The following is a 12,688-nucleotide window of genomic DNA, read 5'->3' on the forward strand; positions in this document are numbered from 1 at the left end:
GAGAGAGACCATGAGTTTTTACAATCATAAAGAAATTGAGCCTAAGTGGCAGGGCTACTGGGCAGAACATCATACATTTAAGACAGGGACAGATGCATCAAAACCGAAGTTTTATGCTCTTGATATGTTCCCTTATCCATCTGGAGCAGGTCTGCACGTAGGACATCCAGAAGGCTATACTGCAACCGATATCCTCAGCCGTTTCAAACGTGCGCAAGGATACAATGTCCTTCACCCAATGGGTTGGGATGCTTTTGGTTTGCCTGCAGAGCAATACGCTATGGATACAGGTAATGACCCAGCTGAATTTACAGCTGAGAATATTGCCAACTTCAAACGCCAAATCAATGCGCTTGGATTTTCTTATGACTGGGATCGTGAAGTCAATACAACAGATCCAAACTACTACAAGTGGACGCAATGGATTTTCACTAAGCTTTACGAAAAAGGTTTGGCCTATGAAGCGGAAGTACCAGTAAACTGGGTTGAGGAATTGGGAACAGCTATTGCTAATGAAGAGGTTCTTCCTGACGGAACTTCTGAGCGTGGAGGCTATCCAGTTGTCCGTAAACCAATGCGCCAATGGATGCTCAAAATCACGGCCTATGCAGAGCGCTTGCTTAATGACTTAGACGAGCTTGATTGGCCAGAGTCTATCAAGGATATGCAACGCAACTGGATTGGGAAATCAACTGGTGCCAATGTAACTTTCAAAGTAAAAGGAACAGACAAGGAATTCACTGTCTTTACTACTCGTCCTGATACTCTTTTCGGTGCGACTTTCACTGTCTTGGCTCCTGAACATGAATTAGTAGATGCTATCACAAGTTCAGAGCAAGCAGAGGCAGTAGCAGACTATAAACACCAAGCTAGCCTCAAATCTGACTTGGCTCGTACAGACCTTGCCAAAGAAAAAACAGGGGTTTGGACTGGTGCTTATGCCGTCAACCCTGTCAATGGTAAGGAAATTCCAATCTGGATTGCTGACTATGTTCTTGCTAGTTACGGAACAGGTGCCGTTATGGCTGTCCCTGCCCATGACCAACGTGACTGGGAATTTGCCAAACAATTTGACCTTCCAATCGTCGAAGTACTTGAAGGTGGAAACGTTGAAGAAGCTGCCTACACAGAAGATGGACTTCATGTCAATTCAGACTTCCTAGATGGACTCAACAAAGAAGATGCTATTGCCAAGATTGTGGCTTGGTTGGAAGAAAAAGGCTGTGGACAAGAGAAGGTCACCTACCGTCTCCGCGACTGGCTCTTTAGCCGTCAACGTTACTGGGGTGAGCCAATTCCTATCATTCATTGGGAAGATGGAACTTCAACAGCTGTTCCTGAAAGTGAATTGCCACTTGTCTTGCCTGTAACCAAGGACATCCGCCCTTCAGGTACAGGGGAAAGTCCATTGGCTAACTTGACAGATTGGCTTGAAGTGACCCGTGAAGATGGCATCAAAGGTCGTCGTGAAACCAACACTATGCCACAATGGGCAGGTTCAAGCTGGTACTATCTCCGCTATATCGACCCACACAATACTGAGAAATTGGCCGATGAGGATCTTCTCAAACAATGGTTGCCAGTAGATATCTACGTGGGTGGTGCAGAGCACGCTGTGCTTCACTTGCTCTACGCTCGTTTCTGGCATAAATTCCTCTTTGACCTCGGTGTTGTTCCAACTAAAGAACCATTCCAAAAACTCTTTAACCAAGGAATGATTTTGGGAACAAGCTACCGTGACCACCGTGGCGCTCTTGTGGCAACCGATAAGGTTGAAAAACGTGACGGTTCCTTCTTCCATGTGGAAACAGGAGAAGAATTGGAACAAGCGCCAGCCAAGATGTCTAAGTCCCTCAAGAACGTTGTTAACCCAGACGATGTGGTGGAACAATACGGTGCCGACACCCTTCGTGTTTATGAAATGTTTATGGGGCCACTTGATGCTTCAATCGCTTGGTCTGAAGAAGGTTTGGAAGGAAGCCGTAAATTCCTTGACCGTGTTTACCGTTTGATTACAAGTAAGGAAATTGTTGCGGAAAACAATGGCGCTCTTGACAAAGTTTACAACGAAACCGTTAAAGCTGTCACAGAGCAAATCGAATCCCTCAAATTCAACACAGCCATTGCCCAACTTATGGTCTTTGTCAATGCGGCTAACAAGGAAGACAAGCTTTATGCAGACTACGCCAAAGGCTTTATTCAATTGATTGCACCATTTGCGCCTCACTTGGCAGAAGAGCTCTGGCAAACAGTTGCAGCAACAGGTGAGTCAATCTCTTACGTGGCTTGGCCAACATGGGACGAAAGCAAATTGGTTGAAGACGAAATTGAAATCGTTGTCCAAATCAAAGGTAAAGTCCGTGCCAAACTCATGGTCGCTAAAGACCTATCACGCGAAGAATTACAAGAAATTGCTCTCGCTGATGAAAAAGTCAAAGCAGAAATTGACGGTAAGGAAATCGTGAAAGTGATTGCGGTACCGAATAAATTGGTTAATATTGTTGTGAAATAAGAAATGAATCCTTCAGAGTAGAATCTGGAGGATTTTTTGAATCTTGTTATGAAAGTATGATATACTATGTGCAACTATAAAGTTTGGAAAGCGAAACAAGGAGAATAAGATGCCAGTAAACGAATATGGTCAGATGATCGGGGAGTCAATGGAAGGTTATACACCAGGTGAATTGCCTGCTATTGATTTCTTAGAAGGGCGTTATGCTCGAATAGAAGCTCTTTCGGTGGAAAAGCATGCGGAGGATTTATTAGCTGTTTATGGCCCTGATACGCCTCAGGAGATGTGGACCTACCTTTTTCAGGAGCCAGTGGCAGATATGGAGGAGCTGGTTACTCTTTTAAATCAGATGTTGGCTCGTAAGGATCGTTTTTACTATGCCATCATAGACAAGGAGACTGGTAAGGCTTTGGGAACTTTTTCTCTCATGCGCATTGACCAGAATAACCGAGTAATAGAAGTGGGGGCGGTCACTTTTTCTCCAGAGCTCAGGGGAACACGGATAGGAACTGAAGCCCAGTATCTCCTCGCTCGCTATGTTTTTGAAGAACTCCACTATCGTCGCTATGAGTGGAAATGCGATGCCTTAAATCTGCCATCCAGACGAGCAGCGGAACGTTTGGGCTTTATTTATGAAGGAACCTTCCGTCAGGCAGTGGTTTATAAGGGACGGACGAGGGATACGGATTGGTTGTCTATGATTGATAAGGACTGGCCAAACGTCAAAACACGTTTGGAAACGTGGTTGTCTCCTGAAAATTTTGACCAAAATGGACGACAGCACAAGAGTTTGAGAGAGCTCTAAGAGGTGGTGACATGATAATCATTAGAAAACAAGAAATTGTCAAGCTCGAGGATGTTTTTTATCTCTATCAGGCTGTCGGTTGGACAAATTATACAAATCAACCTCAGATGCTGGAGCAGGCCTTGTCTCACTCATTAGCAATTTATCTGGCACTTGATGGTGATGCTGTGGTGGGCTTGATTCGTTTGGTTGGAGATGGTTTTTCGTCAGTTTTTGTACAGGATTTGATTGTTTTACCTAGCTATCAGCGCCAAGGAATTGGTAGCTCCTTGATGAAAGAGACTTTAGAGGATTTTAAAGAGGCTTATCAAGTCCAGCTGGCGACAGAACAGACAGAAAAAAACGTTGGATTTTATCGTTCTATGGGGTTTGAAACTTTATCCACCTATGATTGTACAGGAATGATTTGGGTAAACAGAGAAAAATAACAAAATTTGTTTTTCTTAAGCTAAGTTTAAGGATGGTCTAGTATCATATAGTCATTAAATAAAGACCTCCTAACTTTATTTAATAAAATCCTAAACTTTTCTTTTTCATAATAATCTCCCTTAACTCCACCCAATCAGGTGGAGTTTTTTGGCTCTATTTCAGGCTTTTGGGGACTATTCTAAAAATCATTTTTCGATATTTTTCGATATTTTTCGGATTTTGGTCGGGGAATTGGCGGGGACTTTTTAGCGAATATGATTAAGAAATAGGTCTGTTGTAGCTTCATCTACTTCAACCTCACTTTGAATGTAAGTGACTGTTAATTGAAGGACTAGAACTACTGTAATAATGCTCTTGGTTGTCAAGGAGTGAGTCATCATATTGTTGTACAGAGGGTTAAAGCTTGAAAAGTCGAGAATATAAACCTTTGACAAAATTTGTGAACTATGGGATAATAAAAAGGAATTGAGTACTAGTTCTATATCATAGGCTAGAAAAGACCCCAAGCTAACTTCCATATTAAGCTTAGGGTCTTTTTTGACACTATTTGTCCTTGTTTAGCCATTTATCGACTAATCGAAGAATGACACCGACTACAATTGGTCCGATGATAGTTTTGAGTACTAATTCCATCATGGGCTATCTCACCTCCTTTCGTAGGTGGTGTAGAAGTGCCGTATAATATTATACAACCAACATAAGTGCTAAATTCAGGAGTCACCCAATCGGGTGGCTTTTTTGTTTGTGGCTTGGATTTTTGATATAATAGAGCCATGAGTAGAATTTTAGATAATGAGATAATGGGGGATGAGGAGTTAGTAGAACGTACGCTCCGTCCTCAGTATTTACGTGAATATATTGGACAGGATAAGGTTAAGGACCAGCTTCAAATCTTTATAGAAGCTGCCAAAATGCGGGATGAAGCGCTAGATCATGTGCTCTTATTTGGACCTCCAGGCTTGGGGAAAACGACCATGGCTTTTGTTATTGCCAACGAACTAGGTGTCAATCTTAAGCAGACTTCGGGTCCAGTCATTGAAAAAGCTGGGGATTTGGTAGCGATTTTGAATGACTTAGAGCCTGGGGATGTCCTTTTTATTGATGAGATTCATCGCTTGCCCATGTCTGTGGAAGAGGTGCTTTATAGTGCCATGGAGGACTTCTACATTGATATCATGATTGGGGCTGGTGAAGGCAGTCGCAGTGTTCATTTGGAGTTGCCACCTTTTACCTTGATTGGTGCGACGACTCGGGCTGGTATGCTGTCAAATCCGCTACGGGCACGTTTTGGGATTACAGGTCATATGGAGTATTATGCCCATGCTGACTTGACGGAAATTGTTGAGCGGACGGCAGATATTTTTGAGATGAAAATCACTCATGAGGCAGCATCCGAGCTGGCCTTGCGTAGTCGTGGAACCCCTCGTATTGCCAATCGTCTCCTCAAGCGCGTGCGCGATTTTGCCCAGATAATGGGGAATGGGGTTATCGATGATTTTATTACCGATAAGGCTTTGACTATGCTGGATGTTGACCATGAAGGTTTGGACTATGTGGATCAAAAAATCCTTCGCACCATGATTGAGATGTACGGTGGTGGTCCCGTCGGCTTAGGAACTCTCTCTGTCAATATTGCCGAGGAGCGCGAGACGGTGGAAGACATGTATGAGCCTTACTTAATTCAAAAAGGTTTTATCATGCGGACACGTTCTGGACGGGTGGCGACTGCTAAGGCATATGAGCATTTAGGTTATGAATACAGTGAAAAATGAGCAAGAAATTCTAGAGGCTTTTAGAGAAAATCCGGATATGATGGCTATTCTGACTATCATCCGAAACCTTGGTCTGAAAGACTCGTGGTTGGCAGCAGGTTCTGTCAGAAATTTCATCTGGAATCTCTTGTCAGACAAATCCCCTTTTGACTGTGAAACAGATGTAGATGTCATTTTCTTTGATCCAGATATTTCTTATGAGGAAACCTTGTCCCTAGAGAAAAATCTGAGAGAGGACTTTCCTCAGTACCAGTGGGAATTGAAAAATCAAGTCTATATGCATCAGCACAGTCCTCATACTGCTCCCTATAGCAGCTCTTGTGATGCTATGAGTAAGTATCCAGAACGGTGTACGGCAGTTGGACTGCGCTTGAATGAAGAATCCGCTTTGGAACTCTATGCACCTTATGGTTTGGAGGATATTTTAAATTTTCAAGTTCGTCCAACTCCTCATTTTTTAGAGAATGAAGACCGAATGGAACTTTATCGAACACGTCTAACCAAGAAAAATTGGCAGGAGAAATGGAAAAATTTGATTTTTAAAAATACTTAAGGAAACTTTAAGCTAGGAAGTGTATACTAAGTCCATAAGTTAAGAAGACCTTAACTTAAACTCCTAAAACTTTTTCATAATAATCTCCCTATAAAAAAATAGAGTCGCCCAATCAGGCGGCTTATTTTTTTGGAAATGGGCTTTGTGCCTGAGAATAATACTCAATGAAAATCAAAGTGCAAACTAGGAAGCTAGCCGCAGGTTGCTCAAAACACTGTTTTGAGGTTGCAGATAGAGCTGACGTGGTTTGAATTTGATTTTCGAAGAGTATAAATAGCTTAGTGATAGAAGAAAATAGGGAAATATGGTATAATGAAACGATAGATTTTTGAATAGGAATAAGATCATGTTTGGATTTTTTAAGAAAGATAAGGCTGTGGAAGTAGAGGTTCCGACACAGGTTCCTGCTCATATCGGCATCATCATGGATGGCAATGGCCGTTGGGCTAAAAAACGTATGCAACCGCGAGTCTTTGGACACAAGGCGGGTATGGAAGCATTGCAAACTGTGACCAAGGCAGCCAACAAACTAGGCGTTAAGGTTATTACGGTCTATGCTTTTTCTACAGAAAACTGGACCCGTCCCGATCAGGAAGTCAAGTTTATCATGAACTTGCCAGTAGAGTTTTATGATAATTATGTCCCAGAATTGCATGCGAATAATGTTAAGATTCAAATGATTGGGGAAACGGACCGCCTGCCTAAGCAAACCTTTGAAGCTCTGACTAAAGCTGAGGAATTGACTAAGAACAACACAGGTTTGATTCTTAATTTTGCCCTCAACTATGGTGGGCGTGCTGAGATTACACAGGCTCTTAAGTTGATTTCTCAGGATGTGTTAGATGCCAAAATCAACCCAGGTGACATCACAGAGGAATTGATTGGCAACTATCTCTTCACCCAGCATTTACCTAAGGACTTACGAGATCCGGACTTGATTATCCGTACTAGTGGAGAATTGCGCTTGAGCAATTTCCTTCCATGGCAGGGAGCCTACAGTGAGCTCTATTTTACAGATACCTTGTGGCCTGATTTTGACGAGGTGGCCTTGCAGGAAGCCATTCTTGCCTACAATCGTCGTCATCGCCGATTTGGAGGAGTTTAGGAGGAAATATGACACAGGATTTACAGAAAAGAACCTTGTTTGCAGGGATTGCCCTGGCTATTTTCCTACCAATTTTAATGATTGGGGGACTCTTGCTTCAGATAGCAATTGGAATCATAGCCATGCTAGCCATGCATGAACTTTTGAAGATGAGAGGTCTAGAGACCATGACGATGGAGGGCCTCTTGACCCTCTTTGCAACCTTTGCCTTGACCATTCCCTTGGAGAATTACCTGACTTTTTTGCCAGTTGATGGGAATGTTGTTGCTTATAGTGTGTTGATTTCAATCATGTTAGGAACGACTGTTTTTAGCAAGTCTTATACGATTGAGGACGCTGTTTTTCCTCTTGCTATGAGTTTCTATGTAGGCTTTGGATTTAATGCTTTACTAGATGCTCGCGTTGCAGGTTTAGATAAGGCTCTATTGGCCTTGTGCATCGTCTGGGCGACAGACAGTGGTGCCTATCTTGTTGGGATGAACTTTGGGAAACGGAAACTGGCTCCAACGGTTTCTCCAAATAAAACCTTTGAGGGGGCCTTGGGTGGTATTTTAGGTGCGATTTTAGTAACCATCATCTTTATGATGTTTGACAGAACAGTTGCTCTTCCGTATGGAATTTACAAGATGTCAGTCTTTGCTATTTTCTTTAGCATTGCTGGACAATTTGGTGATTTACTAGAAAGTTCGATTAAGCGTCACTTTGGTGTCAAGGATTCTGGGAAATTTATCCCTGGACATGGTGGTGTTTTGGATCGTTTCGATAGTATGTTGCTTGTATTTCCAATCATGCACTTATTTGGACTCTTTTAATCAAAAGATGGAGGAAATACTATGCTCGGAATTTTAACCTTTATTCTGGTTTTCGGGATTATTGTGGTGGTGCACGAGTTTGGACACTTCTACTTTGCCAAGAAATCAGGGATTCTAGTGCGTGAATTTGCCATTGGTATGGGACCCAAGATCTTTGCTCACACTGGCAAGGATGGAACGGCCTATACCATTCGAATCTTGCCTCTGGGTGGCTATGTTCGCATGGCCGGTTGGGGTGATGATACAACTGAAATTAAGACAGGAACTCCTGTCAGTTTGACCCTTACTGATGATGGTAAGGTTAAACGCATCAATCTTTCAGGTAAAAAATTGGATCAAACAGCTCTTCCTATGCAGGTGACCCAGTTTGACTTTGAAGACAAGCTCTTTATCAAAGGATTGGTTCTGGAAGAAGAAAAAACATTTGCAGTAGATCACGATGCAACGGTTGTGGAAGCAGATGGTACTGAGGTTCGGATTGCACCTTTAGATGTTCAATATCAAAATGCGACTATCTGGGGCAAACTCATTACCAATTTTGCAGGTCCTATGAACAACTTTATCTTAGGTATCGTTGTTTTTTGGATTTTAATCTTTATGCAGGGTGGTGTCAGAGATGTTGATAGCAACCAGTTCCATGTCATGCCTCAAGGGGCCTTGGCTAAGGTGGGAGTGCCAGAAACAGCTCAGATTACCAAGATTGGCTCACATGAGATTAGCAACTGGGAAAGTTTGATTCAGGCTGTGGAATCAGAAACCAAAGATAAGACGGCCCCGACCTTGGATGTGACTATTTCTGAAAAGGGTAGTGACAAACAAGTAACTGTTACCCCAGAAGAAAATCAAGGTAGATATATTCTAGGTGTTCAACCAGGAATTAAGTCAGACTTTCTATCCATGTTTGTAGGTGGTTTTACAACTGCTGCTGACTCGGCCCTCCGAATTCTATCAGATCTGAAAAATCTGATTTTCCAACCGGATTTGAACAAGCTAGGTGGACCTGTTGCCATCTTTAAGGCAAGTAGTGATGCTGCTAAAAATGGAATTGAGAATGTCTTGTACTTCTTGGCAGTGATTTCCATCAATATCGGGATTTTTAATCTTATTCCGATTCCAGCCCTGGATGGTGGTAAGATTGTGCTCAATATCCTAGAAGCTATCCGCCGCAAACCATTGAAACAAGAAATTGAAACCTATGTCACCTTGGCCGGAGTGGTCATCATGGTTGTCTTGATGATTGCTGTGACTTGGAATGACATTATGCGACTCTTTTTTAGATAATCGAGGAATATTATGAAACAAAGTAAAATGCCTATCCCAACGCTTCGCGAAATGCCAAGCGATGCTCAAGTTATCAGTCACGCTCTGATGTTGCGTGCTGGTTATGTTCGCCAAGTATCTGCAGGTGTTTATTCTTACCTACCACTTGCCAACCGTGTGATTGAAAAAGCTAAAAATATCATGCGCCAAGAATTCGACAAGATTGGTGCCGTTGAGATGTTGGCTCCTGCCCTTCTCAGTGCAGAATTGTGGCGCGAATCAGGTCGTTACGAAACCTATGGTGAAGACCTCTACAAGCTAAAAAACCGTGAAAAATCAGACTTTATCCTAGGTCCAACTCACGAAGAAACCTTTACAGCTATTGTTCGTGATTCTGTTAAGTCTTACAAGCAATTGCCACTCAACCTTTACCAAATCCAACCTAAGTATCGTGATGAAAAACGCCCACGTAATGGCCTTCTTCGTACACGTGAGTTCATCATGAAAGATGCTTACAGCTTTCACGCTAACTATGATAGTTTGGACAGTGTTTATGATGAGTACAAGGCTGCTTATGAGCGTATTTTCACTCGTAGTGGTTTAGACTTCAAGGCTATCATTGGTGACGGTGGAGCCATGGGTGGTAAGGATAGCCAAGAATTTATGGCCATTACACCTGCTCGTACAGACCTTGACCGCTGGGTTGTCTTGGACAAGTCAGTTGCCTCATTTGATGAAATTCCTGCAGAAGTGCAAGAAGAAATCAAGGCAGAATTGCTTAAATGGATGGTTTCTGGTGAAGATACCATTGCTTACTCAAGTGAGTCTAGCTATGCGGCTAACTTGGAAATGGCAACAAACGAGTACAAACCAAGCAACCGTGTCGTCGCTGAAGAAGAAGTGACTCGTGTTGCAACGCCAGATGTTAAATCAATCGATGAAGTTGCAGCCTTCCTCAGCATTCCAGAAGAACAAACAATTAAAACCCTCTTCTACATGGCAGATGGTGAACTTGTTGCAGCCCTTCTAGTTGGAAATGACCAACTCAACGAAGTCAAGTTGAAAAACCACTTGGGAGCAGATTTCTTTGACGTTGCTAGTGAAGAAGAAGTGGCGAATCTTGTTCAAGCAGGATTTGGTTCACTTGGCCCAGTTGGTTTGCCAGAGAATGTTAAAATCATTGCAGACCGTAAGGTGCAAGATGTTCGCAATGCAGTGGTCGGTGCTAATGAAGATGGCTACCACTTGACTGGTGTGAACCCAGGCCGTGATTTTACTGCAGAATATGTGGATATCCGTGAAGTTCGTGAGGGTGAAATTTCCCCAGACGGGCAAGGTGTCCTTAACTTTGCGCGTGGTATCGAAATTGGTCACATCTTCAAACTCGGTACTCGTTACTCAGCAAGCATGGGAGCAGATGTTTTGGATGAAAATGGCCGTGCTGTGCCAATTATCATGGGATGTTACGGTATCGGTGTCAGCCGTCTCCTTTCAGCAGTGATGGAGCAACACGCTCGCCTCTTTGTTAATAAAACGCCAAAAGGTGAATACCGTTACGCTTGGGGAATCAATTTCCCTAAAGAATTGGCGCCATTTGATGTTCACTTGATCACTGTCAATGTCAAGGACGAAGAAGCGCAAGCTTTGACAGAAAAGCTTGAAGCAAGCTTGATGGGAGCTGGTTACGAAGTCTTGACGGATGACCGCAACGAACGTGTGGGAGTTAAATTTAGCGACAGTGACTTGATTGGATTGCCAATCCGTATCACTGTTGGTAAAAAAGCAGCCGATGGCATCGTAGAAGTGAAGATTAAAGCGACTGGTGACACCATCGAAGTTCATGCAGATAACTTGCTCGAAACGCTTGAAATTCTCAGCAAGAAATAAAAACTATAATCAGAAGAAAAACAAGGAAAAAATGTAACTAGTTTTTACCTTGTTTTTTCTGTATAATGGGAAAAATGAGTAGATAAAGAGGTAAATGTATGCTAAGATTTCCAAAGGATTTTGTCTGGGGATCCTCTACTTCTGGACCACAGACAGAAGGATGTGTAGCTGGTGACGGCAAGGGAGATAATCTCTGGGATTATTGGTACCAAGTGGAGCCAAATCGTTACTATAATGGGATTGGTCCAGATAAAACATCAACCTTTTATGAAAACTGGGAAAAGGATATTGAGCTACTGTTAGAAACTGGTCACACGGCCTTTCGGACTTCTATTCAGTGGTCACGGATTTTTCCACAAGGGCGTGGGAAAGTCAATCCTCAAGGTGTGGACTTTTACCGTAAGGTTTTTGAGTCTATTAAGGCCAAAGGGATTCGTCTTTTAGTCAATCTTTATCATTTTGATTTGCCTTTTGCCCTTCAAGAGGATGGTGATGGTTGGGAAAATAAGGCGACTGTCTCAGCCTATGAAGACTATGCTCGTTTTTGTTTTGAGACTTATGGAGATTTAGTGGATCAATGGATTACCTTTAACGAGCCCATCGTTCCAGTAGAATTTGGATATTTTTACGATGCCCATTATCCACATAAGGTGGATGCAGAGGCAGCCGTTAAAGTAGCTTATCATACACAATTGGCTAGCAGTCGGGCGGTTAAGGCTTGTCACGAACTCTTGCCTGATTCCAAGATTGGGATTGTCCTCAACTTGACACCGGCTTATCCACGTAGCCAGCATCCTGCTGATGTTAAGGCAGCTCGCATTGCGGACCTTTTTCAGGCCCAATCTTTCTTAGATCCGTCTGTTTTGGGGACTTATCCACAGGAGTTGGTAGAAATCTTGCATGAACAAGGTCTCTTGCCTGATGCTACAGAGGAGGAGTTGAAGCTCATTCGTGACAATACTGTGGACTTCCTTGGTGTCAACTACTATCAACCTTTGCGTGTTATGGCGCCTCGATTTGCTAAGCATCCAGAGAGTCCACTCTTACCAGAACATTTTTACGAGCCTTATGTGATGCCTGGACGGAAAATCAATCCTCATCGTGGCTGGGAGATTTATGAGCAAGGGATTTATGACATTGCCCAAAATATCAAGGAAAATTATGGTAATATCGAGTGGATGTTGACAGAGAATGGTATGGGTGTTGAAGGAGAAGAAAAATTCCGTGAGAATGGAATGATTCAAGATGATTATCGTATTGACTTTGTAAAAGGTCATCTTCGTGAACTTCATCGTGCCATTGAAGACGGAGCCAATTGTAAGGGCTACTTGATTTGGACCTTTATCGATTGCTGGTCATGGCTCAATAGTTATAAAAATCGCTATGGTTTGGTCGAATTAGACTTGGAAACGCAAGAACGTCGTCTGAAGAAATCAGGGCACTGGTTCAAGGAATTAAGCGATAATAATGGATTTTAAAAAGGACTCTGACTGATTATCCTAATTGGTCAGAGTTTTTTATTTATAAGAAGTTGATATGAACTATACCAATTT

At 42.7% G+C, this 12,688-nt stretch carries 11 protein-coding genes; 10 read left to right on the forward strand and 1 reads right to left on the reverse strand.

Annotated features, from left to right (window positions below):
- Positions 1–10: 10 nt before the first annotated feature.
- The 3 genes from leuS to FJN11_RS01060 all read left to right on the forward strand — a co-directional run bounded on the left by leuS (position 11) and on the right by FJN11_RS01060 (position 3,745).
- Positions 11–2,512 carry a leucine--tRNA ligase gene (leuS, locus tag FJN11_RS01050; RefSeq protein WP_049552537.1) on the forward strand — a complete coding sequence of 834 codons (2,502 nt, stop codon included), beginning with the start codon at positions 11–13 and terminating at the stop codon, positions 2,510–2,512.
- Positions 2,513–2,621: 109 nt separating this feature from the next.
- Positions 2,622–3,317 (forward strand): GNAT family N-acetyltransferase, encoded by a 696-nt coding sequence (locus tag FJN11_RS01055; protein ID WP_049552536.1) that lies wholly within the window; start codon positions 2,622–2,624, stop codon positions 3,315–3,317.
- A gap of 11 nt (positions 3,318–3,328) precedes the next feature.
- The gene (locus tag FJN11_RS01060; RefSeq protein ID WP_049552535.1) at positions 3,329–3,745 is read left to right on the forward strand and encodes a GNAT family N-acetyltransferase; all 417 of its coding nucleotides are present in this window, start codon (positions 3,329–3,331) and stop codon (positions 3,743–3,745) included.
- 544 nt (positions 3,746–4,289) lie between these two features.
- Here the strand turns inward: FJN11_RS01060 and FJN11_RS01065 are convergent.
- Positions 4,290–4,382 carry a type I toxin-antitoxin system Fst family toxin gene (locus FJN11_RS01065; protein ID WP_049487415.1) on the reverse strand — a complete coding sequence of 31 codons (93 nt, stop codon included), beginning with the start codon at positions 4,380–4,382 and terminating at the stop codon, positions 4,290–4,292.
- 137 nt (positions 4,383–4,519) lie between these two features.
- Between FJN11_RS01065 and ruvB the strand changes: the two genes are divergently transcribed.
- The 7 genes from ruvB (at position 4,520) to bglA (ending at position 12,613) form a co-directional block, all read left to right on the forward strand.
- Positions 4,520–5,518 (forward strand): Holliday junction branch migration DNA helicase RuvB, encoded by a 999-nt coding sequence (gene ruvB, locus FJN11_RS01070; RefSeq protein ID WP_080978338.1) that lies wholly within the window; start codon positions 4,520–4,522, stop codon positions 5,516–5,518.
- Positions 5,499–6,071 (forward strand): nucleotidyltransferase family protein, encoded by a 573-nt coding sequence (locus FJN11_RS01075; RefSeq protein WP_140223852.1) that lies wholly within the window; start codon positions 5,499–5,501, stop codon positions 6,069–6,071. Before ruvB ends, FJN11_RS01075 begins: the two co-directional genes overlap by 20 nt.
- Positions 6,072–6,417: 346 nt before the next feature.
- A complete protein-coding gene (locus FJN11_RS01085) occupies positions 6,418–7,176 on the forward strand; it encodes an undecaprenyl pyrophosphate synthase (protein WP_000466720.1) in 759 nt (252 codons plus the stop codon).
- Positions 7,177–7,184: 8 nt separating this feature from the next.
- Positions 7,185–7,988: a phosphatidate cytidylyltransferase gene (locus tag FJN11_RS01090; protein ID WP_049551787.1), complete on the forward strand. Its 804-nt coding sequence runs from the start codon at positions 7,185–7,187 to the stop codon at positions 7,986–7,988.
- Positions 7,989–8,009: 21 nt separating this feature from the next.
- Positions 8,010–9,269: an RIP metalloprotease RseP gene (gene rseP, locus FJN11_RS01095; RefSeq protein ID WP_125430561.1), complete on the forward strand. Its 1,260-nt coding sequence runs from the start codon at positions 8,010–8,012 to the stop codon at positions 9,267–9,269.
- 12 nt (positions 9,270–9,281) lie between these two features.
- Positions 9,282–11,135, forward strand: a complete 1,854-nt coding sequence (locus FJN11_RS01100; RefSeq protein ID WP_049551785.1) for a proline--tRNA ligase — start codon at positions 9,282–9,284, stop codon at positions 11,133–11,135.
- Between the two features lie 98 nt (positions 11,136–11,233).
- A complete protein-coding gene (gene bglA, locus FJN11_RS01105) occupies positions 11,234–12,613 on the forward strand; it encodes a 6-phospho-beta-glucosidase (protein ID WP_049551784.1) in 1,380 nt (459 codons plus the stop codon).
- Positions 12,614–12,688: the final 75 nt, after the last annotated feature.

The sequence above is a fragment of the Streptococcus symci genome (assembly GCF_006385165.1).
In the GTDB taxonomy this organism is placed as follows: Bacteria; Bacillota; Bacilli; order Lactobacillales; family Streptococcaceae; genus Streptococcus; species Streptococcus symci.